We start from the raw sequence: 23440 nt of genomic DNA, 5'->3' as shown, positions 1-23440 counted from the left end.
TGCCATGCACAGCCCCGAAATCCGGGCGTGATATGCACACGGTTTTCAAGGCAAGCCTATAATTCTACTATTTTTCGACCAGGATACTCAAGCAGATACATGGGCATTGTTACCGACCCCGCCGATCTGGCCAAAATGCGCGCCGCCTGTCAGGACGCGGCCCGGATTCTCGATTACCTCGCGCCTCACGTGAAGCCGGGCGTCACCACGGCCGCCCTGGACAAACTCGCGCTCGAGTACCTCACCGACGAGCTCAAGGTGAAGTCGGCCACGGTAGGCTACGCCCCGCCCGGCTACCCGCCGTTCCCGGGCGCGATCTGCACCTCGGTGAACCACCAGGTCTGCCACGGCATTCCGGGCGACAAGGTCCTCAAAAACGGGGACGCGCTCAATATCGACGTGACCATCATCAAGGATGGGTGGTTCGGCGACACGAGCCGCATGTACCTGGCCGGCGAACCGTCGATCCTGGCGCGCCGCCTGACCGACATCACCTTCGACTGTATGTGGAAGGGCATCGCCGCCGTGCGCAATGGCGCCACGCTCGGCGATATCGGCCACGCGATCCAGAAGTACGCCGAAGCCCAGGGCTTTTCGGTGGTGCGCGAATTCTGTGGCCACGGCATCGGCCAGCGCTTTCATGAAGACCCGCAGGTGCTGCACTACGGCAAGCCCGGCACGGGCCCGACGCTCGAAACCGGCATGCTGTTCACGGTCGAGCCGATGATCAACGCCGGCCGCCGCGAAATCCGCCAACTGGCCGACGGCTGGACGGTCGTGACCCGCGATCATAGCCTTTCGGCGCAATGGGAACATACCATCTGCGTCACCGAGACCGGCTGCGAGGTGCTCACCGTGTCGCCCAACATGCCCGCCGCGCCGGCCTTCGTGCCCGACACGGTCGTGATCCCCCAGGTCTGACCCCTTCCCTCTCTCCAGGCCCGTCTGCATGACCCAGCTCGATCTCGCCCCCCTCAAAGCACGCATGCAGACCGCCCGGGCGGCGGCGATCGCGCAGTTCCGGACCCACCACCGGCCCGACACGCTGCTGCATGAGTTGCGCCGCATCGTCGACCAGGCGCTGCGCGAGCTGATCAAGCTGGCGCCGCTGCCGGCCGGCGCCACGCTGGCCGCGGTGGGCGGCTACGGACGCGGCGAGCTCTATCCGCATTCCGATGTCGATCTGCTGATCCTGCTGCCGCACGAGCCCGGCCCGGCCGACGAGAGCGCGATCGAGGCGCTGGTCGCCTCGCTCTGGGACCTCGGCCTGGAACCCGGCCACAGCGTGCGCACGCTCGAAGACTGCGAAAACGAAGCCCAGGCCGACATCACGGTCGAGACCGCGCTGCTCGAGTCGCGCTGGCTCGCGGGCAGCCGCTCGCTCATGAAGCGCTTCGAAACCGCGATGCGGGCCCGCCTCGACGCGGCCGCCTTCTTCCGCGCCAAGCGCGTCGAGATGCAGCAGCGTCATGCCCGCTACCAGGACACGCCCTACTCCCTCGAACCCAACTGCAAGGAATCGCCCGGCGGACTGCGCGACCTGCAGGTGATCCTGTGGATGGCGCGGGCGGCCGGCTTCGGCCAGGCCTGGCGCGAAGTGGCGCAGGCGGGGCTGCTGACGGCCTCGGAGGCGCGCGACCTGCGCCGCGCCGAACAGGCCTTCAAGCGCCTGCGCATCGAGCTGCACCTGCTCACCGGCCGCCGCGAAGACCGCGTGCTGTTCGACCTGCAGCCCTCGCTGGCCGAGGTCTACGGCATCACGTCCACGGCCACGCGGCGCGCGAGCGAACTGCTGATGCAGCGTTATTACTGGGCGGCCCGCCTCGTGACGCAGCTCAACGCGATCCTGGTGCAGAACATCGAGGAGCGCCTGTTTCCGCGCCCCGAAAGCGATGCCCGCGCGATCGACGAAGACTTCCGCAAGCTGCACGAGCGGCTGGACATCATTCGCGAAGACTGCTTCGAGCGCAATCCGACGCTGCTGCTGCGCGCGTTTCTCGTGATGCAGCAGCATGCCGACCTCACCGGCATGTCGGCGCGCACGCTGCGCGCCATCTGGCACTCGCGCCACCGCATCGACGCGCAGTTCCGCCGCAACCCGGTCAACCGCAAGCTGTTCCTGCAGATCCTGCAGCAGCCGCGCGGCGTGGTGCACGAGATCCGCCGCATGACCATGCTCAACGTGCTGCCGCGTTATCTGCCGGTGTTTCGCCGCATCGTGGGGCAGATGCAGCACGACCTGTTCCATGTCTATACGGTCGACCAGCACACGCTGGCGGTGATCCGCAATCTGCGGCGCTTCACCATGCCGGAGCACGCGCAGGAGTACCCGCTGGCCAGCCAGCTCATGACCGACCTGGACCGGCACTGGCTGCTGTACGTGGCGGCGCTCTTTCATGACATCGCCAAGGGCCGCGGCGGCGACCACTCCGAGCTCGGCGCACGCGAAGTGCGCCGCTTCGCCACCGAGCACGGCCTGGACGCCGCCGATGGCGAGCTGGTGGAGTTCCTGGTGCGTCAGCACCTGCTGATGTCCAACTTCGCGCAAAAGCGCGACATCTCCGATCCCGAGGTCGTCAACGAGTTCGCCCGCAAGGTGGGCGACGAGCGCCACCTCACCGCCCTCTACCTGCTCACGGTGGCCGACATCCGCGGCACCAGCCCCAAGGTGTGGAACGCCTGGAAGGGCAAGCTGCTCGAGGACCTGTACCGCCTGACGCTGGCGGCGCTGGGCGGCACGCACGACGCCAGCACCGTGCTCACCGAGCGCAAGGAAGAGGCGGCACGCCTCACGCGTCTCGCGGGCCTGCGCGACGACGCGCGCGAGGCCTTCTGGAAGCAGCTCGACGTGGCGTACTTCCTGCGGCACGACGCCTCCGAGATCGCCTGGCACACGCGCCACCTCTACTATCAGGTGGAGCCCGCCGAGCCGGTCGTGCGGGTGCGCCCCACCGAGGAAGGCGGCGGCCTGCAGGTCATGCTCTATACCCGCGACGCGCCCGACCTCTTCATGACCACCTGCGGCTATTTCGACGGCAAGGCGATGTCGATCCAGGACGCCCGCATCCACACCACCCGCCACGGCTGGGCGCTCGACAGCTTCATCGTGCTGCCGTCCGACGGCAGCTTCGACCTGCGGGCGCAGGCCACGCTGGTCGAGCACGAGCTGGGCGAACGGCTGCGGGCCGCCCGCCAGGGCGAACGCGCCCCCGCGCGCGGCGGACAGCATCGCAATCGTCAGTCGCGGCTGTCGCGCGTGTTTCCCGTGATGCCCCAGGCCGAGCTGCACCCCGACGAGCGCAGCCAGTCGTGGCGCCTGTCCGTGACCGCCACCGACCGGCCCGGCCTGCTGTACGCGCTGGCGCGGGTATTCGCCGACACCGGGGTGGACCTCATCATGGCCAAGGTGATGACGCTCGGCGACCGCGTCGAAGACGTGTTCATCATTTCCGGCGCGGCGCTGGAGCGGCCCCGCACGCAGATGCAGTTCGAGCGCAGCGTGCTCGATGCGCTGGCGGGCGACGAACCGCAGCAAAAGGTCGCTTAAGCACCGCGCCCGCTTACAATCGCGTTTTCATATCGGGCGCGGCTCACCTCCATGGCGATCGACGAATACTTGCTGGTCTTCGGCCGCAGTTTTTTCTTTGCGCTGGCCACCCTGCTGCCCTTCCTGAATCCGCCCGCGATCGCGCCGATTTTCTGGAGCCTCACGGAGGGCGCGTCCGCCTCCACGCGCACGGCGCTGGCCAAGCGCGTGTCGATCAACGTGGCGCTGATGCTCACAGTGGCCATGCTGGCGGGGCATATCGTGCTGAGCTTCTTCGGCATCTCGCTCGCCATCGTGCGGGTGGCCGGCGGCATCCTCGTGATGTACAACGCGTGGCTGCTGGTGAATTCGCCCGATGCCGGCACCAGCCGCGTGGCACGCATGGCCGAGTCGTTCACGCCCGAAATGGCGCAGGCCCGCGCCTTCTACCCCCTCACCTTTCCGATCAGTTGCGGCCCGGGATCGATCGCGGCGGCCCTGACGGTCGGCGCGTCCCTGCGCGACCAGACGGATCAGCTCGCGAGCGTGGTGCGGCTGGCGGGCTCGCTGCCCGGCGTCGCGGTGGTGTCGTTCGTGCTCTATGTCTGCCTGCGCTTCGCCGTGCAGCTGCTCCACCGCCTCGGCGAAAACGGCACCGCCGTATTCATGCGCCTGTCCGCCTTCATCATGCTGTGCCTGGGCGTGCAGATTTTCTGGGACGGCGCGCGCGAGCTGCTGCTGGCACTTTTCGAGCAGGCGCTGCAACTAATGCCGAAGCCGCCGGCCTAAGCTTGCAGCCGCGGCGTCCGCACCGCCCCGTTCACCCCATCACCCTCACCCGCTTCGGCAAGCCTGGAATCACCATGTATCCGCAACGCAAACGCCTGCTTCTCCTGATCGCGCTGCTGTGCTTCGGCGCCTTGGGCGTCGCCCTCATTTCCCAACACCTGCTCGAGATGCCGCCCTGCGCCTGGTGCGTGATGCAGCGTCTGATCTATCTGGTGATCGGCGTGATCGCCCTGGTCACCGCCTACGCGGGTCCGCTGGCCTCGCGCATCGGCGCGGCACTGGCCGCGCTGCTCGCCATCGCCGGCGTGGTGGCGGCGTGGTACCAGTACACGGTCGCCTCGAAGATGCTGTCCTGCGACCAGACCTTCGCCGACCGCTTCATGAGCGGCACCGGGCTGGACAGCGCGATCCCGTCGGTCTTCGGCATCTATGCCACCTGCATGGACGCCGCCGTGCCGCTGCTGGGCATCGAGTACGCGCTCTGGAGCCTGGGCCTGTTCGTGGTGCTGGGTGTCATCGCCCTGCGCGCCGCGTTCGCCGGCCGCCGCGCCGCCTGAGCCGAGCGACACGCCTCGCCCCAATGAAAAGAGCCCGGCGCCGTGATGGCGCCGGGCTCTTTGACATGGACGGCGCGAAGCGCCGCTGTCAGCGACCGACTCAGTTGTCGTTGACGCCGTAACCCATGTTGAACTGCAAGCCACCCGCGGCTTCGTCATCGGCGCTGGTCTCGCGCGACTGACCGAGGCGTGCGAGGTACTCCGGCGTGATGTCGCCCGTGATGTACTCGCCATCGAAACACGAGGCTTCGAAGCGGGTGATCGACGGGTTGATGTCGCGCACGGCCTGCTGCATGTCGGCCAGATCCTGGTAGACGAGCGAATCGGCGCCGATCGCGCGGGCGATTTCTTCGTCGGAACGGCCGGTGGCGATCAGCTCCTTCTGGGTCGGCATGTCGATGCCGTACACGTTGGGGAAGCGCACCGGAGGCGCGGCCGAGGCGAAGTAGACCTTGTTGGCGCCGGCGGCGCGCGCCATGTCGACGATCTCGCGCGAGGTGGTGCCGCGCACGATGGAGTCATCGACCAGCAACACGTTCTTGCCCTTGAACTCCTGGCCGATCGCGTTGAGCTTCTGGCGCACGGACTTACGGCGCACGGCCTGGCCCGGCATGATGAAGGTGCGGCCGACGTAGCGGTTCTTGATCAGGCCTTCGCGGTAGTCGAGGTTCAGGCGCGACGCGAGCTGCATGGCGGCCGGACGCGACGAGTCGGGAATCGGCATGACCACGTCGATGTCGCCGATACGCATGTTGCGCGCGACCTTGTCGGCGAGGTACTCGCCCATGCGCAGGCGGGCGTCGTACACCGACACGCCGTCGATCAGCGAATCGGGGCGGGCGAAGTAGACGTATTCGAAGATGCAGGGCACGAGGCGCGCGTCTTCGGCGCACTGGCGGCTCACGAGGCGGCCGTCGAGGTCGACGAACACGGCCTCGCCCGGCAGCACGTCGCGCACGAAGGCGAAACCGCTGCCTTCGAGAGCGACCGACTCCGAGGCGACCATCCACTCGACGCCTTCGTCGGTTTCCTGGCGGCCGATACAGAGCGGGCGGATGCCGTACGGATCGCGGAAGGCCAGCATGCCGTAGCCCGAGATCTGCGACACCACGGCGTAGGCGCCGCGCACGCGCTTGTGCAGCTGAGCCACCGCGCGGAACATCGCGTCTTCGTCGAGCGACACGCCGTTGGCCGCGAGCTGCAGCTCGTGCGCCAGCACGTTGAGCAGCACTTCGGAGTCGGAGTTGGTGTTGATGTGACGGCGGTCGACGCGATAGAGCGCCTCGCGCAGCTCGCGCCAGTTGGTCAGGTTGCCGTTGTGGGCGAACGTGATGCCGAACGGGGCGTTCACGTAGAAGGGCTGTGCCTCTTCTTCGCTGGAGCTCGAACCCGCCGTGGGGTAGCGCACCTGGCCCACGCCGCTCTGACCCGGCAGGGAGCGCATGTTGCGCGTGCGGAACACGTCGCGTACAAGGCCGTGCGCCTTGTACATATTGAAGTGATTGCCGTGGGAGGTGGCGATGCCTGCGGCGTCCTGGCCCCGGTGCTGCAACAACAGCAGGCTGTCATACAGCAGCTGGTTAACCGGCCCGCGCCCGATAACCCCGACGATTCCACACATGGTGAGTTCCTGTAGATGTAAAACGAGTGAAGCAGTAGTGAATCAATAAGGACGCATCAATACGGCACCCAGGTCCCGAGGGACTCAGGCAGCATCGACTTGACCTTCAAGACGGCCTGCGTGGCCGAATGCGAAAACATGGCGTCCTGCCACCAGGGCTCTTGCGGCAGCGGCGTATAACCCGCCAGGCCAACCAGCACGAGCACGATCAACAGACCGCGCGCCAGACCGAACATCCCGCCCAGGCCATGATCGGCCGGCGACAGGCCGGTGGTGCGGATCAGCGCGCCCAGGGTCATGTTGACCAAACCCACGCCCAGCAGAACGATGATGAATACGGCCGCATAGGACACCCCCATGCGCAGCACCGTGGTTTCGATATAGGGTTCGAGCCAGCCGTAGACGGTCGGGCCCCACCAGATCGCCGCCACGAAGGCGAGCACGTACGCGACCAGCGACAGCAGCTCTTTGAGCAGACCGCGCACCAGACCGAGCACGGCCGAGACCGCCAGGATCGCCAGAACGACGAAGTCGAAACCGGTCACTGTGCGGCGATGAAACCGTTGTCGTAGCCCAGCGTGCGCAGACGCGCCTGGGCAGCCTGCGCCGCCTCGCGCGAGGGGAACGGTCCCACGCGCAGCCGGAATTGCTGCTTGCCATTGATGCTCGCCTGTTCGACGAATGCGTTGGTCACGCCGGCCTGATGGAGCTTGCCGCGACGGGCATTGGCATCGGCCTGCGTGGTATAGGAGGCCACCTGCAGCACGAAGTTCCCGGAGGCGGCCGGCTTGGCCGTGGACGGGGCCGGGGCCGGGGCCGGCGCGGCGCGGCCTTCGAGCAGCGCGAGCGCGCGGGCGCCGTCGTCGGAGCGCGTGGGCTCGGGCTTCTCGGCCGGCTTGGGCGTGGGCGTCGGGGTGGGCTTGGCTTCGGGCGGCTTGGGCGGCGGCGTCGTGGCGGCCACCGGCGGCGGCGTGACGGGCTGGACCGCGGGCGGCGCGGCGCCTGCCTGCGGACCCGGCTGGCCGGGCGTGACCGCGGGGGCCGGCGTCTGGCCGGCGGGCGGCTGCGCCGTGCTCAGATCGGGCGGCACGGCCGGCTCGCCGGGGGTGGCGCTGCCCGGGGTGGCGCCATTCTGCGCGACCGGGGCCTGCGGCTCGGAGACCGGCGGCTGGTACGGGGTGCCGCGCTCGGGGATACGGATGGGGATGTCGTCGGAGACCGGGACGGGCTCGGAATCGAGGATCATGGGCAACACGATCACGGCGGCCAAGACCAGCGCGACCGCGCCGGCCAGACGCCGGCGCGCGCGTGCGCGCAGTTCGGCCGCCTGGGCCTCACTCGACACCATCGGCCGGGACCGGGTGGAGGGGGCCTCGGAGGCAGAATCTTTGCGACTGAACAAACCCATGGAACTCAATCCCCAGCGGATGAAACGAGCCAGGCGGCGGAGAGCGCGAACCGGCCAGCATGCCGGTGGTGTCGCGCCGCTCGCCCTGGCCGGCGGGTCATGCCTTGCGGCCTAGCGCCTGCAGCACCGCGGCTACGGTCAGAAATGATCCGAACACGACGATTCTATCATTCTCCCCTGCCTTTTCGCGGGCGGCGGCATAGGCCGCGGCGGGGTCGGCGAACGCCGCCACGCTCGGGCCTTCGGCCCCGGCGGCCACCTGCGGAAGCTGTGCCTGAACCTGCTCGGCCAGGCCCTCGCCCGAGTTGCCGCGCGGCCCGGGCAGCCCGGCGCAATACCAATGATCGACACGGGTGCCGAACTTGGCCACCACGCCGGCGAGGTCCTTGTCGTTGAGCATGCCGAACACCGCGTGGGTGTACGGATGAAAGCCCATGTTGTCGAGGTTTTGCGCCAGCACAGCGGCGGCGTGCGGATTGTGCGCGACGTCGAGAATGACGGCCGGCTGGCCGGGCAGGATCTGGAAGCGGCCCGGCAGCGACGCCTGCAACAGCCCCAGGCGCACGGCCTGCTGCGGCACCGGCAGGCGGTCGCGCACGGATTCGAGCGCGGCCAGCGCGGCCGAGGCGTTCAGCAGCTGGTTCGCGCCGCGCAGGGCCGGATAGGCCAGCGACGGGCGTCGTACCGAGCGCCCGCCGTAAGCCCATTGCTGGCGGTCGCCGGAATAGTTGAAGTCGCGTCCGAAGAGCCACGCGTCGGCGCCGATCTCGGCGATGTGATCCAGCAGGCTCTGCGGCGGCACGGGATCACTGCAGATGGCGGGCCGGCCGGCACGATAGATGTGGGCTTTTTCGAAGCCGATCTTCTCGCGGGTGTCGCCCAGCCAGTCGGTGTGATCGATATCGACGCTCGTGACGATGGCGCAGTCCGCATCGACAATATTGACGGCGTCGAGGCGACCACCCAGGCCGACCTCGAGCACGACGGCGTCAAGGCGCGACTGCGAGAAGAGGCGCAGGATGGCCAGCGTGGTGAATTCGAAATAGGTGAGGCTCGTGTCGCCCCGCGCCGCTTCGACGGCCTCGAACTGCTCGACCAGGGCGGCGTCGGTGGCGATTTCGCCGTTGACGCGCGCGCGCTCGTTGAAATCGATCAGGTGCGGCGAGGTGTACAGGCCGACCTTGTAGCCGGCGGCCAGCAGAATGGCCTCGAGCATGGCGCAGGTGGAACCCTTGCCGTTGGTGCCGCCGACCACGAACTTGACCGCGTCGAGTTGCAGATCCAGACGCTGCGCGACTTCCTTGACGCGGTCCAGACCGAGATCGATGGCCTTGGCGTGGAGGGATTCCAGGTACTGCAGCCAGTCGGACAAGCCGGACGTGGCATCGGGGCGGACAACGGACATGGCGGCGCGCTTGATGGAGAACGACGCGATTCTACCAGCCACCCCTGGTGTTTACCCCGATCGCCCCTGGGAGACCGGGGGTATCCCGCGCCTCGAAGGCTTGCCATCGTTTTTCCTGTATGTGAATATGTTTTCACACACAAAAAATACTACGGAGACAAGCATGCGCAGCAAACCTCAATGGCTGGTCCGGCCCAGCGAAGTGGCGGGCTATCACCCGGCGAACCACACCGGCACGCTCAATCGTCGCCTGATCAGTCCGGAGACGGTCGGCTCACGGCACGTCGAGGTGCTGCTGGGCGAGATCGAACGCGGTCAGGGCGCACTGCCCCACGCCCACCCGGGCATCGAACAGGTCTGTTATCTGCTCGAGGGCACGGCGCGCGCGCAGGTGGGCGACGAAAGCGCGGACATGGTGGCGGGCGACTGCTGTTATTTTCCGGCAGACATCCCGCACGTCTTCACGGTGACGAGCGACACGCCGGCCAGGCTGCTGGTGATCTACACCCCGCCCTATGAAGAATCGCCCGATCGCGTGATTCGCTGAGGCGCAAAGCGCGCGAGGGCATGCGCGATGCGTCTGCCGCGGCCGTTGGCATCGCCGCCGGCCGATGCGGCCGCCCCCCGCAAGACCGCGAGCGGCCGCGCCGCTCGCGCGAGTTCCATACCTATACCTATATGAATATCCACCAGGAGACACTGATGACACTGCATCGCTACGCGCGCGCCGCGACGGCCGCTCTGCTCGCGGCCGGCACGGCCTGGGCCCTGCCCGCCGCGCACGCCGCCTCCGGCACCTATCCCGACAAACCGATCTCGCTCGTGGTGCCCTTCCCGGCCGGTTCGGGCACCGACGCCGTCGGCCGGATCTTCGCCAATGAACTGTCGCAGCGGCTGGGCCAGCAGATCGTGGTCGAAAACAAGCCGGGCGCCAACGCGACCATCGCCGCCAACTATGTGGCGCGCGCCAAACCGGACGGCTACACCCTGTTCGTCACCACCAACACCTCGCACTCGGCCGCCCCCTGGCTGATGAAAAACGTGCCCTACGACCCGGTGAAAGACTTCACGCCGGTGGCGCGCGGCGGCAACCTGCCTTTCATCCTGGTGGTGAACCCCAAGTTGCCGTACAAGACGGTGGGCGAGCTGATCGCCGCGGCCAAGGCGGCCCCCGGCCGCATCACCTACGCCAGCGGCAACAGCACCGGCATCGTGGCCGGCGCCACGCTGGCCCGCCGCGCGGGCATCGACCTGCTGCACGTGCCGTACAAGGGCACGCCGCAGGCGATGACCGATCTGGTCGGCGGCCAGGTGGACTTCATGTTCACCGACCTGGCATCGGGCCTGCCGTTCGTGCAATCCGGTCAGGTGCGCGCGCTCGCGGTGTCCACCGCCACGCGCAGCGCCATCGTGCCCGAGCTGCCGTCCATGAAGGAAGCGGGCGTGCAAGACTTCGACCTCAACTCCTGGAACGGCTTCTTCGGACCCGCGGGCCTGCCGCCGGAAGTCGTGACCCGGCTCAACACCGCCATCAACCAGATCGTCGCCGACCCCGCGATCAAGAAACGCCTCGCGGACCTGGGCTTCGACGCCTTCAGCGGCACGCCGCAGGACTTCGGCCAGTTCGTGGCCGGCGAACGCGACCTGTGGGGCCGTCTCATCCGCGACGCCAACATTCAGCCCCAATGACCGACGCCTCTCTTCCCGCCTCCGCCCCCGCCGCCGGCCCGCTGGCCGGCGTGCGCATCCTCGATCTCAGCTCCGTGGTGATGGGGCCCTATGCGACCCAGATCCTGGGCGACCTGGGCGCCGACATCATCAAGGTCGAGTCGCCCGTGGGCGACAACATGCGCGCGGTCGGCCCCATGCGCAATCCGGGCATGGGGCATCTGCACCTGCACCTGAACCGCAACAAGCGCTCGGTGGTGCTCGACCTCAAGAGCGAGGCCGGCCGCCGGGCCTGCCTCAAGCTTGCCGAGGGCTGCGACGCCCTGCTCTACAACATCCGGCCGCAGGCCATGGCGCGTCTGGGCCTGTCGTACGACGCCGTGGCGGCCCACAATCCGCGCATCGTGCATGTCGGCGCCTATGGCTTCTCGGAGTCGGGCCCCTATGCCGGCCGGCCCGCCTACGACGATCTGATCCAGGGGCAGGTCGCGATCGCCGACCTGGCCGCGCGCCAGAGCGGCGACGTGCCGCGCTACGCGCCGCTGACGCTGGCGGACCGCAGCGTCGGCCTGCAGGTCGCGGTGGCGCTGCTGGCCGCGGTGATCAACGCCCGCGCCACCGGCCACGGCCAGGCGGTCGAGATCCCGATGTTCGAAGGCATGGCGCACATGGTGCTGGGCGACCATCTGGGCGGCCACAGCTTCGAGCCGCCGCTGGGGCCCCCGGGCTACGCGCGGCTGCTGGCGCCGCACCGGCGCCCCTACGCCACGGCCGACGGCTATGTCTGCCTGCTGATCTACAACGACAAGCACTGGCGCAACTTCTTCGCCCTGATCGAACGCCCCGATCTGCTGGAGGATCCGCGCTTTTGCAGCCATACCGCGCGGGCCCGGCACATCGACGAGGTGTATGCCTTCGTGGCCGAGGTGATGCTCACGCGCGACAGCGCCAGCTGGCTCGCGCTGCTGGGCGAGGCCGACATTCCGGCGTCACGGCTGTACGGCATCGACGATCTGATCGAAGACACGCATCTGCACGCGACCGGCCTGGTGCGCGAGATCGACCACCCCACCGAAGGACGCCTGCGCACGACGGGCCCGCTCGGCCGCTACAGCGCCACCCCGACCGACCTGCGCCGCCCGGCGCCCCGTCTGGGCGAGCACACCGAAGAGGTCCTGCGCGAAGCCGGCGTGGCCGAGGCCGACATCGCCGCCCTGCTCCCGCCCGGATCCGCCCCTCAACGCTAAAGGACACGCACCGATGGATTTCGAATTCAGCCCCGACCAGCTCGCGCTGCGCGACGCGGTCAACCGGGTCTGCGCGCAGTTTCCCGATGATTACTGGCTCGAGCGCGACCGCGACGGCGGCTTTCCGCACGACTTCCACGCCGCCCTGGCGCGCGACGGCTGGCTCGGCATCGCCATGCCCGCCGACCACGGCGGCGCCGGCCTCGGCATGACCGAAGCGGCCCTGATGATGCAGACCATCGCGGCGTCCGGCGCGGGCTTCGCGGGCGCGTCTGCCGTCCATATGAACATCTTCGGCCTGAACCCGGTGGTGGTGTTCGGCAACGACGCGCAGCGCGCGCGCTGGCTCGAACCCCTGATCGCCGGCCGGGAGAAGGCCTGCTTCGCCGTGACCGAGCCCGATGCCGGCCTGGACACGACGCATCTGAAGACGCGCGCCGAGCGCGACGGCGACCACTACGTGGTGCACGGCCGCAAGATCTGGATCTCGACGGCGCAGGTGGCGCACAAGATGCTGCTGCTGGCCCGCACCACGCCGCTCGCCGACGTGGCCAAGCCGACCCAGGGGCTGTCGCTCTTTTATACCGACCTCGATCGCGAACGCGTCGAGGTGCGCGAGATCGAGAAGATGGGCCGCAAGGCGGTGGACTCCAACATGCTGTTCATCGACGGGCTGCGCATTCCCGAGCAGGACCGCGTGGGCGAGGAAGGGCGTGGCTTCGAGTACATCCTGCATGGCCTGAACCCGGAGCGCATCCTGATCGCCGCCGAGGCGGTGGGCATCGGCCAGGCCGCGCTGGCGCGGGCCGTGCAGTATGCCGGCGAGCGGGTGGTGTTCGGCAGGCCCATCGGGCAGAACCAGGGCATCCAGCACCCGCTGGCCCAGGCCTGGATGCAGCTGGAGGCGGCCAACCTGATGGTGTTCAAGGCAGCCAGCCTGTACGACGCCGGCCTGCCCTGCGGGCCCTATGCCAACACGGCCAAGTATCTGGCGGCCGAGGCCGGCCACAACGCCTGCCAGACCGCCGTCCTGACACTGGGCGGCATGGGCTACGCCAAGGAGTACCACGTGGAGCGCCTGCTGCGCGAGAGCTACATCCCGCGCATCGCGCCGGTGAGCCCGCAGCTCATCATGTGCTTCATTGCCGAGAAGGTGCTGGGCCTGCCCCGCTCGTATTGAGTCAGTGATCCTGCTCGAGCGCGGTGCAGGCCGCGCGCAGGATGCTGGCGTAGGCCGCCTGATTGGGCTCGATCCGGTAGATCGGCCCGCCCACCGAGATCGCGTAGACCTCGCCGGAGAGCCGCAGCGGCCAGGCGATGGCGCCCACGTCGGTGATCGACTCGCCCATGTTCGAATACCAGCCCCGTTCGCGCGACTGGGCCAGGTCGGCCTCGACCTGCGCCGGCGTGGTCAGCGTGAGCGGGTTGTAGCGCGTGAGCGGCGTGCGGGCGAGCAGCTCGGCGCAGGCCTCGGCCGGCAATTGGGAGATGAGCGCCTTGCCCAGCGAATTGGCGTGGATGGGCTTGAACTCGCCCGCCACCGGCGCGTAGCGGATGGTGTGCGGCGAATCCAGGACATCGAGATAAACGACCCGATGGTCGGCATCGAGCTTGGCGAACACGATGGTTTCGCGGGTAGCCTCGCGCAGGGCCACCAGGCTGGGATAGACCCGGTCCAGGACCGGATCGGCGCGGGCGATGCGCTGCGCCATGGCCAGCAGCCGCCCGGTCGGGTAGTAGCCCTGACGGCGCCCGGTTTCGTACAGATAGCCCTGGGCCGCCAGGGTGCGGATCAGGGCCAGGCAGCTCGAGACCGGCACGTCGAGCAGACGGGCCAGCTCCGTCAATGACAACGCCCGCTTCTCGCGGGCGTAGGTTTCGATGATTTCGATCACGCGCAGGGCGGTTTTGACACTCATCGTGAGGCGGTAACAGGGTTCTGGTAGGGAAGCGGGGCAAGGTCGAACCGGGGTCGAATCGACGAATTAAAGCCCTTTGTGGCCCTAAAGTTCGGTTTAAGGTTGCCGTTATGGTAGCTGAGAAACACCCTTAAAAACCGTTGCGTCCCCGAAGACGCCGATATCTCCAGCCGGGAGTGATCATGGCCGTAAGTCCTATCAGCACCGCTACGCAAATCCTGCCGTCCGTCAGCCCTGCCCCGCAGCCGGTCGACGCCGCAGCCGTGTCTCAGGCAGTCCCTCCCTCGGGTCAGGGTCAGAGTGCCAAGAACGACACCCAATCCGATGCCAATCAATCCGGCGGCAAGCTGCCGATGGAAAAGGCGCTGGACGATATCAACAACCAGCTGCGCGCCTGGTCGACCGAGCTTCAGTTCGAGATCGATCCGGATGTCCATGCCGTCGTCGTGTCCGTGCTGGACTCGGAGAGCGGCGAAGTGTTGCGAACCATCCCGTCGGAAACCGTTCTGCGCATCGCGAAAATGATCGTGAAGATGCAGGGCAATGCCGTGGAAACCACGGCCTGACGTTGCATCAGGCGCCAGGGCTGGACCTGACTGGCGCCAAAAACCTCGAAGTAGCCCGACCTTGTGCCCTTGCCCGGTCAATAGGCGGCATCAATTTTTGACAGAATCGCATTGCTAGGAAGGAGTATCACATGGCCGGAACCATCACGTCCCTGGGCTCATCGGGTTTCCCCTTACAAGAAACCCTGGATAAGCTGCAGAAGGCTGAAGAACAGCGTTTGACGCTGATCTCGAACCAGCAGTCGAGTTACCAGACCAAAATCTCGGCCTACAGCAAGCTGCAAAGCTCGATTGAAGCGGTCCAGAAAGCCGCCGCCGCGATCGGCACTGACGCCCTGAATGCCGTGAAATCGACCGTGAGCGACGACAAGTCGATCACGGTGCGTACGGCTGCCGGCGCGGTTCCTGGCTCCTACAACATCAAGGTCAACAGCCTTGCCACCGCGCAGACGCTGCAATCGTCGGCGTTCGCCAGCCGTACCGACCAGATCGGCACCGGCGGCACGATCGAGCTCAAGCTCGGCGACGGCACGACCAAGAAGCTCGAGATCGGTTCGGACACGTCGCTCAACGGCATCGTGTCGGCCATCAACAAGTCGGACTCGCTGGGCCTGAGCGCCACGGTCATCAACGATGGCAATGGCAACAACTTCCTGATGATCACCAGCAAGACCGAAGGCACGAATGCCGCGGTCGCCGAGCTCAGGGTCACCGGCAACGACGCGCTGGCCGCCAAGCTGAACTTCGACAGTGCCGACCTGGCGAATTCCAAGCTGACGGTGCAGACCGAGGCCGCCAACGCCCAGCTCGAGATCAACGGCGTGGCCGTCACGAGCCAGACCAACACCGTGGACAAGGTCGTCGACAACGTCACCTTCGTGCTGAACAAGGTGCCGGACGCCGACGTGAAGGTCACCGTGACGGCGGACAACAGCGCCGCCGCGAGCGCCGTGGACGCCTTCGTCAAGGCCTACAACGCGCTGCAGACCACGATCTCGGATCTGACCAAGTTCGACGTGGGCGCCGAAACGCAGAGCGCCCTCACCGGCGACGGCACGACGCGTTCGATCCAGAACAGCATCGCCGGCGCGCTGCGTGTGGTGGCGGGCGAAGGCACGCTGCGCACGCTGAGCGCGATCGGCCTGACGACGGACGTCAAGACCGGTCAGATCACCGTCGACAAGACCAAGCTGGACAAGGCGCTGTCGGAGAATCCCGCCGACGTGCGCCGCATCTTGAGCGGCCCCGAAGGCCTGACCGAGAAGATGAAGGACGTGACCGAGACCATTCTGGGCTCGACCGGCGCCATCAAGACCCGCACGACCGGCCTGCAGGAAACGATCGACACCCTGAAGAAGCGCTATGACGCGACCAAGGCCTCGATCGCGCTGACCATGGAAGGCTATCGCGCCCAGTTCGTCAAACTGGACGCCATGGTCGTACAGATGAACGGCACCAGCTCCTACCTGCAGCAACAGTTCGCCAACATGACGAAGTCCAACAACTAACTTTCATCAATGACATACGCCGCACGCCGCCCCACCGGATCCTCTTCCGTCCGTTCGTACAGCGATATCGGCCTGGAAACCCAGGTCATGAGCGCCCCTCCGGAGCGACTCATTACGCTGCTGTACAACGGGGCGCGCGCGGCGATCGCGCAGGCCCGCATCCATATGGAAGCGGGCCGCACGGCCGAACGCGGCCAGGCCATCTCCAAGGCCGTGCGCATCGTGGACGAAGGTCTCAAGCTGGGCCTGAACATGGAGGCCGGCGGCGAGATCGCCGCCAACCTGTCCGAGCTCTACGACTTCATCATCCGTACCCTGCTCAAAGCCAATCTTCATGCGGACGCCGACCAGCTCGACATCGCCGACCGCCTGCTGACCGATCTCGCGCAGGCCTGGCAAACCGCCAACGACCAGCCTGCCGGCAACGCGCCTGCGTGATGCAAGCGTCATCTACACCGCCACGGCGCGATACGCGCGAGACATTTATGACGGCCCTAACGCAGCAAGCTCCGGTAATCGAGCTTTACCAGCACATCGCCACCGTGACCGGCGACATGCTGGCGGCGGCCCAGGACGGGGATTGGACCCGCGTCCTCGGCCTCGGTCACATGTACATCGACCTGGTCGAACGCCTGCGGCTCATCGAGCCGCGCCAACCGCTCGACGATTCGAGCCGGGCGCTCAAGCATGACCTGCTGGTCCGCATCCTCGAGAACGACGCCGCCGTGCGCGAACTCGCCATGCCGCAGCTGTCGCGCCTGGGTGATATGCTCGGCCGCATGAAACGTCAGCAATCCCTGCTCGCCACCTACGGCGCCAAGGCGACCGGCACATGAGCGTCGGCCCGCCCGCGCTAGGCAATGTCCTGGTTCAGCGTCTGGATGCCGTGCTCGGCACCAGCATGGCGGCGCACGCCAATTTGATTCCCGGCGCCCGTCCGGGCACCGTTCCGCAACCGGGCGAAGGCGTCCGCCCCGGCCAGGACGGCCGACGCGGACTCGATCAGCTCGGCGGCAAGGGCGGCCAGACCGCCGTCCTGGATGCCAAGACCGCCGCCGCGCTGGCCCTGGCCGCGCGCGGCACCGTCACCCGCAACGACACGACCTCGTCGGCGCCCACGACGCTGGGCTCGACCGCACGCACCATCCTGGCGCTGCTGGCGTCCTTCCCCGATCAGGCGCCCCCGATTCAGGGGCGCGCGCCGCTGTTCACGCCCCAGCCGCAGCCGAACGCCGGCGGCGGCGGCGGCGCGGCGGCGCAGCCGCAGGCACAGGCGCCGGCCCAGCCGGGCGCCCCCGCGCCGGCCGCACCGGCCCAGCCGACCGCGCAAGCTGCTCAGCCCGCCGCACAAACGGCGACGCCGGCCGCGACGGCCGCGGCCACCGCGGCCGCCCTGCGCGGCACGCCGCAGCCGACCGGCGCGGCGCCGGCCCACGCACATCAGGGCGCCGGACCGGTCCAGGCCTCGCATGCCGGCATTTCGCCGGCGCAGCTGGCCCAGACCCTGCGCCAGACCCTGGCCACGAGCGGGATCTTCTACGAATCGCACCTGACCGAGATGGTGTTCGGCAAGCGCACGCCCGCCGAACTGCGCAACGAGCCGCAGGCCAGCCTGCCGCAGGCGCGCGAGGTGGCGCAGAGCGCCGAAGGCCAGAAGGCCACGCAGGCGGCCCAGGCCGCGCGCAGCGCCACGCCGCTGCCGCCCGGCGCGCCCGATCTGCCCGACACCACGCAGTCGCTGCTGCCGCAGAACTCCGGCCTCAACCCCGACACCACCGCGCTGGTGCGCCAGCAGCTCGAAGCGCTGGCCAACCAGATGGTGAGCTGGCGCGGCGAAGCCTGGCCCGGCACGCCGATGGAATGGGAAGTCCAGCGCGACCCGTACGGCGAAGACCAGCCGGGCGATCCCGACGGCCACTGGTCGACGCGCCTGACGCTCGAACTGCCCCGCCTGGGCCAGGTCGAAGCGCGCATTTCGCTGGCGGGCTCGCAGCTCGTCCTCAATATCGTGGCGCCCCACGGCGCCGTCGAACTGAATCAGCAATCCGAACACCTGCGTCAGCGGTTGGGTTCGGCGGGCATCACGCTGTCGAACCTGTCGATCGACGCGATGCCGCCGCAGCTCATCATGCCGCCGGGCCTGTACCCGTTCTCGCCGCCGTTCCCGTTCTGATTTCCGCACCGTCATGATCCGCTATGCAGGCCCGCCGGCCGAGCCCTCCCCTCCTGGCCCGAACGACGGTCGCAATGCCGCCGTCGCCCTCTCCTACGACGAAGGGGACGATGCGCCGCGCGTCGTCGCCAAGGGCTACGGGCAGCTGGCCGAGACCATCGTGCGCAACGCGCAGGAACACGGTCTGTACGTCCACGAATCGCCCGAACTGGTCGGCCTGCTGATGCAGGTCAACCTCGATTCGCACATCCCTCCGCAGCTTTACACGGCCGTGGCCGAACTGCTGGCCTGGCTATACCGCCTCGAGGCCCGCGAGGTTCCCGCCTTGCCCGTGCCGCCCGCACGAATCCCCTGAGCCCGCCGCCCGCATGGCTACCCTGACGCAGCCGCCCGCGCCGCTCGTGTATTACACCGAGCTGCTGCGGCGTTCCGACGAGATCCGTACGGCGCTGGGCGATCTCATGCATCCCGATACCGTGGCGCATGCCTGCGACGGCCAGGGCAATGAATGGCCCGTGCTGATCATGGGCACCGACTGGCAGACCAAGCTGCTGTTCTGGCGCCCGCTCGATCTGGCCGCGCTCGAAACGGCGGCCGGCGGCCGCGCGCTCATCGGCGGCACGCAGGCGGTCGAGTTGCGCGCGTTGCGACCCGACGGCTGCCGGGTCCAGCTGCATCTGGGACGGCCGCACGTGGTCCGCTTCGGCGATGACAGCGTGACGATGATTTCGGAGTTTCCCGCGGAACTGCGGATAGACACGCCTTACGTGGCCGGCAACTGAGCGAGGGAAGGTCGGACCGCGTAGGTTGTGCCACGCAGGCTGGCCTTACAGGCCGTGCCTGGGGTCGAGCCGCAGGCTGGGCTGCACAGGTGGGGCCGCACAGGCTGGGCCGTGCAGGCCGGGCCGCGCACCTTGCGCGCGCGGCGGGCGATACGCCGGCGGCCGCCGGCGCTCGCGTCAGATCGACATCGACGAGATTTCTTTGTAGGCCGCGACGAGGCGGTTACGAACCTGCAGCGTGGTCTGGAAGCCCAGGCTGGATTTCTGCAGATCGATCATCACGTCGTTGAGCGAGACGTTCGGGGCGCCCAGCTCGAACGCCTTGACCTGCGCAGTGGCGGCATTCTGCGCCGCCGACACACGCTTGACGGAGCGGGCCAGCTCGTCGGCGAAGCTCACCGCGCGGGTGGCATCGCCCGCCTTCGGGCTCAGATCGGAAGCCGACACGCCGCCGCTCTGCGCGGCACGCACGACGGCGCGCATCTGCGAGAGCATGTTTTCGATGCCGGACAGGCCAGAAACTGCCATTGTCACAATCCTTTCTGGGAATCAGGGTGAGTCTGGACGTAAGCGTACCGGCCTCGTGGCGACTTCATAAAGCCTATAAACCGCCATTTATCCCGCCTGTTCGGCCGTTGCCGCGGCCGGACCCCGGCGCCTCGATACATAGGGGACAAATAACCCCGAAAACCCCCCGTTTTCATCGATTGGGATTGCGCGCCCCCCCGCCATAATCCAGCCTCCCCTAGCCGAAGCACGTTGCATGTGTAACTTGCCCTTTCCCATGTCGTCTGTATACCTGGACCGCGCTCGCGGGAGCCGCCGATGAATCAGCAGGCTACCCTGAGCTCCTCGCTCTTGGCCAAATTTCCCGCGCTCGAGAAAGTTCGTGCGCTCCCCAAACCCATGCTGCTTGGCATCGCGGCCGCGCTCGTCGCCGTGATCGTCGCGCTGACGATGTGGAGCCGGGAACCGGACTACAAGGTCCTTTTCTCCAATCTCGATGACCGCGACGGCGGCGCCATCGTGACCGCGCTCGGCCAGATGAACGTGCCCTATCGCTTCAGCGAGAACGGGACCGCGCTTCTGGTGCCGGCCAACCGGGTCTACGACACGCGCATGCAGCTCGCGGGCCAGGGCCTGCCGCGCGGCGGCTCGGTAGGCTTCGAGCTGATGGACAACACCCGCTTCGGCGCCAGCCAGTTTGCCGAACAGATCAACTACCAGCGCGGCCTCGAAGGCGAGCTGGCCCGTTCGATCGAAGCGATGCACACGGTGCAGAGCGCGCGTGTGCATCTGGCCATGCCGCGCCAGTCGCTGTTCGTGCGCGACCGCCAGCCGCCCACGGCGTCGGTGCTCATCAATGTGCACCCCGGCCGCAGCCTGAGCGACTCGCAAGTCTCGTCGATCTCCTGGCTGGTGGCCTCGAGCGTGCCCGAGCTGACCGCCGAGAACGTCTCCATCGTCGACCAGAACGGCCGCCTGCTCTCCTCGCCCACCGGCGAAGGCCGCGGCATGGACGCCGACCAGACGCGCTATATCCGCGATGTCGAGCAACGCACGGTCGAACGCATCCTCACCATCCTGAATCCGCTGGTCGGCCCGGGCAACGTGCATGCACAGGCCAGCGCCGAAGTCGACTTCGCGCGCCGCGAGGAAACCTCCGAGGTCTACCGCCCGAACCAGGACCCCAACCAGGCCGCGGTTCGCAGCAAGCAGACCAGCGATGCGCACCAGACCGGCGGCGCCGCCGCGATCGGCGTGCCGGGCGCGCTGTCGAACCAGCCCCCCGCCGCGACGCAGGCGCCGGTCGTCAATCCGCCCGCCCAGAACCCGCAGAATCCGCAGCAACAGCAACAGCAGCAACAGAACGCGCAAGGTCAGACCACGGGCACCAACGGCAACGCCGCCGCCCAGGCCGGCCCGGTCAACGACCGCCGCGACGCCACGATCAACTACGAAGTCGACCGCACGATCAGCCACACCAAGCAATCGGTGGGTCAGGTCAAGCGCCTGTCGGTGGCCGTGGTCGTGAACTACATGACGGACAAGGACGGCGAGCCGCAGGCCCTGCCGGAAGAAGAACTGACCAAGCTGACCAATCTGGTTCGCGAAGCCATGGGCTACTCCGAAGCCCGCGGCGACACGCTGAACGTGGTCAACAGCCAGTTCAACGATCAACCGCCGACGCTGCCGATCTGGCGCGATCCGGAAATGATCGCCCTGTTCAAGACGATCCTGGCATGGCTGATCGGCGCCGTGATCCTGCTGTGGCTGTACCGCAAGATCCGCCCGGCCGTCACCGACTACTTCTACCCGCAGGTCGACCCCGAGGAAGAAGAGCAGCGCCGTGTCGACGCCGAGCGCGAAGCCATCGCCGCCGCCCGCGCCAAGGAAGTGGACCGTTACGAAGACAACCTGCAACGCGCTCGCGACATGGCCACCAAGGATCCGCGCGCCGTTGCCATGGTTCTGCGTGCATGGATGACCAAAGATGAAAAATGACGCCTCCAAGCCGCTCGACGGCATGACCCGTAGCGCGGTGCTTCTGATGTCGCTGGGCGAGGACGCCGCCGCCGAGGTCTTCAAGTACCTGACCGCGCGCGAAGTCCAGCAGGTCGGTGGCGCCATGGCCGGCCTGAAGCAGGTCACCCGCGGCGACGTCGCGGTGGTGCTGGAAGAGTTCCGCCAGGAAGCCGACCAGTTCATGGCCGTCACGCTGGGTTCGGACGATTACATCCGCACCGTGCTGACCAAGGCGCTCGGCAGCGACCGCGCCGCCGGCCTGATCGAAGACATCCTGGAAGCGGGCGAAGGCGGCAGCGGCATCGACGCGCTGAACTGGCTCGATGCGCACACCGTGGCCGAACTCATCGGCGACGAACATCCGCAGATCATCGCGACGATTCTCGTGCACCTGGAGCGCGACCGCGCCGCCGGCGTGCTGGCCATGCTGACCGACCGCCTGCGCAACGACGTCATGCTGCGTATCGCCACCTTCGGCGGCGTGCAGCCTGCCGCCCTGTCGGAGCTGACCGAAGTGCTGAACTCCGTGCTGGCCGGCCAGGGCGCCAAGCGCAGCAAGATGGGCGGCGTGCGCACCGCGGCCGAGATCCTGAACATGATGAACTCGACCCAGGAAGAAGCCGTGGTCGAGAGCCTGCGCGAACGCGACGCCGATCTGGCGCAGAAGATCATCGACGAGATGTTCGTGTTCGACAACCTCATCGACGTCGAGGATCGCGGCATCCAGCTCATCCTCAAGGAAATCGACAACGACACCCTCATGGTCGCGCTCAAGGGCGCGCCCGAGGAGCTGCGCAACAAGTTCCTGCGCAACATGTCGAGCCGTGCCGCCGAGATGCTGCGCGAGGACCTGGAGACCCAGGGCCCCATCCGCATGTCGAAGGTGGAAGGCGAGCAGAAGAAGATCCTGCAGATCGCCCGCCGCCTGGCCGAGAGCGGCCAGATCACGCTGGGCAACCAAGGGGACGACGCGTATGTCTGATACGCCCGTGCTCGACACGAAGCCTCTGCCCCGCAGCGCCGCCTGGCGCCGCTGGCAGATGCTGTCGTTCGACGAGCCGGTTGCCGAGCCCACGCCCGCCCCTGCCCCGCCGGTGGACCCGGGTCCGAGCCCGCAGGAGCTGCGCAAGCGCTGGCGCAACGAAGCCCGCGCCGAAGGTCTGGTGCAGGGCCGCGAACAGGGCCGTGCGGAAGGTCATCAGGAAGGCCTGGCCCAGGGCCAGGAAGAAGGCCGCGCCGCCGGTCACGCCGAGGGCTATGCCCAGGGCCTGGCCGAAGGCCGCCAGCAAGGTCTCGAAGAAGCGCAACGTCTGCGCGCGCTGGTCGAAGCCAGCGCCAGCTCGTTCGCCGAAGTCGAAGCCCGCATGGGCCAGAGCCTGCTGACGCTGGCACTGGACATCGCCGGTCAGATTCTGCGCACCACCCTGGCCGAACAGCCGGAGTCGATGCTGCCCGCGATCCGTGAAGTGCTGCATCTGAACCCGACCAACGGCGGCGTGATGCGCCTGTGGGTGCATCCCGACGACCTCGAACTGATCCGTCTGCACCTGGACGACGAACTGCGCGACGGCAACTGGCGCGTGCTCGCCGACGAATCCATCACGCGCGGCGGCTGCCGCGCCGAAACGCCTTACGGTGACATCGACGCCACGCTGCAGACGCGCTGGCGCCGGGTGGCCGCCTCGATCGGCCGCAGCGCGGCCTGGGAGGAAGGCGCGTGAGCCAGGCCGCCGCCGCTCCGGTCA

At 67.8% G+C, this 23440-nt stretch carries 24 protein-coding genes; 18 read left to right on the top strand and 6 right to left on the bottom strand.

Going from position 1 to position 23440, the window contains the following annotated elements; genetic code table 11:
* The first annotated feature begins 99 nt into the window (after positions 1-99).
* From map to CAL25_RS08410, 4 genes are all read left to right on the top strand, one after another.
* Positions 100-921, top strand: a complete 822-nt coding sequence (map, locus tag CAL25_RS08425) for a type I methionyl aminopeptidase (RefSeq protein ID WP_094799529.1) — start codon at positions 100-102, stop codon at positions 919-921.
* Positions 922-949: 28 nt separating this feature from the next.
* Complete coding sequence (locus CAL25_RS08420; RefSeq protein ID WP_094799528.1) at positions 950-3547, top strand: [protein-PII] uridylyltransferase; 2598 nt, start codon at positions 950-952, stop codon at positions 3545-3547.
* Between the two features lie 51 nt (positions 3548-3598).
* Positions 3599-4315 carry a MarC family protein gene (locus CAL25_RS08415; RefSeq protein ID WP_094799527.1) on the top strand — a complete coding sequence of 239 codons (717 nt, stop codon included), beginning with the start codon at positions 3599-3601 and terminating at the stop codon, positions 4313-4315.
* 74 nt (positions 4316-4389) lie between these two features.
* The gene (locus tag CAL25_RS08410) at positions 4390-4872 is read left to right on the top strand and encodes a disulfide bond formation protein B (RefSeq protein WP_094799526.1); all 483 of its coding nucleotides are present in this window, start codon (positions 4390-4392) and stop codon (positions 4870-4872) included.
* Between the two features lie 100 nt (positions 4873-4972).
* Here CAL25_RS08410 and purF read toward each other — a convergent pair whose 3' ends face one another.
* From purF to folC, 4 genes are all read right to left on the bottom strand, one after another.
* Positions 4973-6493, bottom strand: a complete 1521-nt coding sequence (gene purF, locus CAL25_RS08405; RefSeq protein WP_094799525.1) for an amidophosphoribosyltransferase — start codon at positions 6491-6493, stop codon at positions 4973-4975.
* A gap of 56 nt (positions 6494-6549) precedes the next feature.
* The gene (locus tag CAL25_RS08400) at positions 6550-7038 is read right to left on the bottom strand and encodes a CvpA family protein (protein ID WP_094799524.1); all 489 of its coding nucleotides are present in this window, start codon (positions 7036-7038) and stop codon (positions 6550-6552) included.
* Positions 7035-7901 (bottom strand): SPOR domain-containing protein, encoded by an 867-nt coding sequence (locus CAL25_RS08395; RefSeq protein WP_094799523.1) that lies wholly within the window; start codon positions 7899-7901, stop codon positions 7035-7037. The genes CAL25_RS08400 and CAL25_RS08395 overlap by 4 nt, the downstream gene beginning before the upstream one ends.
* Positions 7902-7998: 97 nt before the next feature.
* The gene (folC, locus tag CAL25_RS08390) at positions 7999-9306 is read right to left on the bottom strand and encodes a bifunctional tetrahydrofolate synthase/dihydrofolate synthase (protein ID WP_094799522.1); all 1308 of its coding nucleotides are present in this window, start codon (positions 9304-9306) and stop codon (positions 7999-8001) included.
* A gap of 163 nt (positions 9307-9469) precedes the next feature.
* Here folC and CAL25_RS08385 point away from each other — a divergent pair, with 163 nt between their 5' ends.
* The 4 genes from CAL25_RS08385 (at position 9470) to CAL25_RS08370 (ending at position 13401) form a co-directional block, all read left to right on the top strand.
* Entirely contained in the window at positions 9470-9853 is a 384-nt protein-coding gene (locus tag CAL25_RS08385) for a cupin domain-containing protein (RefSeq protein ID WP_094799521.1), read from the top strand.
* A gap of 155 nt (positions 9854-10008) precedes the next feature.
* Positions 10009-10995, top strand: a complete 987-nt coding sequence (locus CAL25_RS08380; protein ID WP_094799595.1) for a Bug family tripartite tricarboxylate transporter substrate binding protein — start codon at positions 10009-10011, stop codon at positions 10993-10995.
* Complete coding sequence (locus CAL25_RS08375; RefSeq protein WP_094799520.1) at positions 10992-12221, top strand: CaiB/BaiF CoA transferase family protein; 1230 nt, start codon at positions 10992-10994, stop codon at positions 12219-12221. The genes CAL25_RS08380 and CAL25_RS08375 overlap by 4 nt, the downstream gene beginning before the upstream one ends.
* A gap of 13 nt (positions 12222-12234) precedes the next feature.
* Positions 12235-13401 carry an acyl-CoA dehydrogenase family protein gene (locus CAL25_RS08370; protein WP_094799519.1) on the top strand — a complete coding sequence of 389 codons (1167 nt, stop codon included), beginning with the start codon at positions 12235-12237 and terminating at the stop codon, positions 13399-13401.
* 1 nt (position 13402) lies between these two features.
* Here CAL25_RS08370 and CAL25_RS08365 read toward each other — a convergent pair whose 3' ends face one another.
* Positions 13403-14140, bottom strand: a complete 738-nt coding sequence (locus CAL25_RS08365; protein ID WP_094799518.1) for an IclR family transcriptional regulator — start codon at positions 14138-14140, stop codon at positions 13403-13405.
* 182 nt (positions 14141-14322) lie between these two features.
* Here CAL25_RS08365 and CAL25_RS08360 point away from each other — a divergent pair, with 182 nt between their 5' ends.
* The 7 genes from CAL25_RS08360 (at position 14323) to CAL25_RS08330 (ending at position 19169) form a co-directional block, all read left to right on the top strand.
* Positions 14323-14706: a flagellar protein FlaG gene (locus tag CAL25_RS08360; protein WP_094799517.1), complete on the top strand. Its 384-nt coding sequence runs from the start codon at positions 14323-14325 to the stop codon at positions 14704-14706.
* A 131-nt stretch (positions 14707-14837) separates the two neighbouring features.
* Positions 14838-16214, top strand: coding sequence for a flagellar filament capping protein FliD (gene fliD, locus CAL25_RS08355; protein ID WP_094799516.1), 1377 nt, complete (start codon positions 14838-14840; stop codon positions 16212-16214).
* Between the two features lie 9 nt (positions 16215-16223).
* The gene (gene fliS, locus CAL25_RS08350) at positions 16224-16652 is read left to right on the top strand and encodes a flagellar export chaperone FliS (RefSeq protein WP_094799515.1); all 429 of its coding nucleotides are present in this window, start codon (positions 16224-16226) and stop codon (positions 16650-16652) included.
* Between the two features lie 47 nt (positions 16653-16699).
* Positions 16700-17050, top strand: coding sequence for a flagellar protein FliT (locus tag CAL25_RS08345; RefSeq protein WP_094799514.1), 351 nt, complete (start codon positions 16700-16702; stop codon positions 17048-17050).
* On the top strand, positions 17047-18387 hold the full coding sequence (locus CAL25_RS08340) for a flagellar hook-length control protein FliK (RefSeq protein ID WP_094799513.1): 1341 nt from the start codon (positions 17047-17049) through the stop codon (positions 18385-18387). The genes CAL25_RS08345 and CAL25_RS08340 overlap by 4 nt, the downstream gene beginning before the upstream one ends.
* 13 nt (positions 18388-18400) lie before the next feature.
* Positions 18401-18742 carry an EscU/YscU/HrcU family type III secretion system export apparatus switch protein gene (locus CAL25_RS08335; RefSeq protein WP_094799512.1) on the top strand — a complete coding sequence of 114 codons (342 nt, stop codon included), beginning with the start codon at positions 18401-18403 and terminating at the stop codon, positions 18740-18742.
* 13 nt (positions 18743-18755) lie between these two features.
* Positions 18756-19169 carry a hypothetical protein gene (locus tag CAL25_RS08330; protein WP_094799511.1) on the top strand — a complete coding sequence of 138 codons (414 nt, stop codon included), beginning with the start codon at positions 18756-18758 and terminating at the stop codon, positions 19167-19169.
* Between the two features lie 177 nt (positions 19170-19346).
* Here the strand turns inward: CAL25_RS08330 and fliE are convergent, their stop codons facing one another.
* Positions 19347-19697: a flagellar hook-basal body complex protein FliE gene (gene fliE, locus CAL25_RS08325; protein ID WP_094799510.1), complete on the bottom strand. Its 351-nt coding sequence runs from the start codon at positions 19695-19697 to the stop codon at positions 19347-19349.
* A 297-nt stretch (positions 19698-19994) separates the two neighbouring features.
* Here fliE and fliF point away from each other — a divergent pair, with 297 nt between their 5' ends.
* Genes fliF through fliH form a run of 3 tightly spaced genes read left to right on the top strand, consistent with a single transcriptional unit; the run spans position 19995 to position 23416 of the window.
* Positions 19995-21674 carry a flagellar basal-body MS-ring/collar protein FliF gene (gene fliF / locus CAL25_RS08320; protein ID WP_094799509.1) on the top strand — a complete coding sequence of 560 codons (1680 nt, stop codon included), beginning with the start codon at positions 19995-19997 and terminating at the stop codon, positions 21672-21674.
* Complete coding sequence (gene fliG / locus CAL25_RS08315) at positions 21664-22677, top strand: flagellar motor switch protein FliG (RefSeq protein WP_094799508.1); 1014 nt, start codon at positions 21664-21666, stop codon at positions 22675-22677. Before fliF ends, fliG begins: the two co-directional genes overlap by 11 nt.
* On the top strand, positions 22670-23416 hold the full coding sequence (gene fliH / locus CAL25_RS08310; RefSeq protein WP_094799507.1) for a flagellar assembly protein FliH: 747 nt from the start codon (positions 22670-22672) through the stop codon (positions 23414-23416). The genes fliG and fliH overlap by 8 nt, the downstream gene beginning before the upstream one ends.
* Positions 23417-23440 lie beyond the last annotated feature (24 nt).

Source organism: Bordetella genomosp. 5, from assembly GCF_002261315.1.
GTDB lineage: Bacteria > Pseudomonadota > Gammaproteobacteria > Burkholderiales > Burkholderiaceae_B > Bordetella.
The sequence above is the reverse complement of the archived record's forward strand: the minus strand, read 5'-3'. Positions and strand labels throughout refer to the sequence as shown.

Coding starts and splice junctions, on each gene's coding strand:
- map (WP_094799529.1), top strand. CDS start 100: ATGGGCATTGTTACCGACCCCGCCGATCTGGCCAAAATGCGCGCCGCC.
- CAL25_RS08420 (WP_094799528.1), top strand. CDS start 950: ATGACCCAGCTCGATCTCGCCCCCCTCAAAGCACGCATGCAGACCGCC.
- CAL25_RS08415 (WP_094799527.1), top strand. CDS start 3,599: ATGGCGATCGACGAATACTTGCTGGTCTTCGGCCGCAGTTTTTTCTTT.
- CAL25_RS08410 (WP_094799526.1), top strand. CDS start 4,390: ATGTATCCGCAACGCAAACGCCTGCTTCTCCTGATCGCGCTGCTGTGC.
- purF (WP_094799525.1), bottom strand. CDS start 6,493: ATGTGTGGAATCGTCGGGGTTATCGGGCGCGGGCCGGTTAACCAGCTG.
- CAL25_RS08395 (WP_094799523.1), bottom strand. CDS start 7,901: ATGGGTTTGTTCAGTCGCAAAGATTCTGCCTCCGAGGCCCCCTCCACC.
- folC (WP_094799522.1), bottom strand. CDS start 9,306: ATGTCCGTTGTCCGCCCCGATGCCACGTCCGGCTTGTCCGACTGGCTG.
- CAL25_RS08385 (WP_094799521.1), top strand. CDS start 9,470: ATGCGCAGCAAACCTCAATGGCTGGTCCGGCCCAGCGAAGTGGCGGGC.
- CAL25_RS08380 (WP_094799595.1), top strand. CDS start 10,009: ATGACACTGCATCGCTACGCGCGCGCCGCGACGGCCGCTCTGCTCGCG.
- CAL25_RS08375 (WP_094799520.1), top strand. CDS start 10,992: ATGACCGACGCCTCTCTTCCCGCCTCCGCCCCCGCCGCCGGCCCGCTG.
- CAL25_RS08370 (WP_094799519.1), top strand. CDS start 12,235: ATGGATTTCGAATTCAGCCCCGACCAGCTCGCGCTGCGCGACGCGGTC.
- CAL25_RS08365 (WP_094799518.1), bottom strand. CDS start 14,140: ATGAGTGTCAAAACCGCCCTGCGCGTGATCGAAATCATCGAAACCTAC.
- CAL25_RS08360 (WP_094799517.1), top strand. CDS start 14,323: ATGGCCGTAAGTCCTATCAGCACCGCTACGCAAATCCTGCCGTCCGTC.
- fliD (WP_094799516.1), top strand. CDS start 14,838: ATGGCCGGAACCATCACGTCCCTGGGCTCATCGGGTTTCCCCTTACAA.
- fliS (WP_094799515.1), top strand. CDS start 16,224: ATGACATACGCCGCACGCCGCCCCACCGGATCCTCTTCCGTCCGTTCG.
- CAL25_RS08345 (WP_094799514.1), top strand. CDS start 16,700: ATGACGGCCCTAACGCAGCAAGCTCCGGTAATCGAGCTTTACCAGCAC.
- CAL25_RS08340 (WP_094799513.1), top strand. CDS start 17,047: ATGAGCGTCGGCCCGCCCGCGCTAGGCAATGTCCTGGTTCAGCGTCTG.
- CAL25_RS08335 (WP_094799512.1), top strand. CDS start 18,401: ATGATCCGCTATGCAGGCCCGCCGGCCGAGCCCTCCCCTCCTGGCCCG.
- CAL25_RS08330 (WP_094799511.1), top strand. CDS start 18,756: ATGGCTACCCTGACGCAGCCGCCCGCGCCGCTCGTGTATTACACCGAG.
- fliE (WP_094799510.1), bottom strand. CDS start 19,697: ATGGCAGTTTCTGGCCTGTCCGGCATCGAAAACATGCTCTCGCAGATG.
- fliF (WP_094799509.1), top strand. CDS start 19,995: ATGAATCAGCAGGCTACCCTGAGCTCCTCGCTCTTGGCCAAATTTCCC.
- fliG (WP_094799508.1), top strand. CDS start 21,664: ATGAAAAATGACGCCTCCAAGCCGCTCGACGGCATGACCCGTAGCGCG.
- fliH (WP_094799507.1), top strand. CDS start 22,670: ATGTCTGATACGCCCGTGCTCGACACGAAGCCTCTGCCCCGCAGCGCC.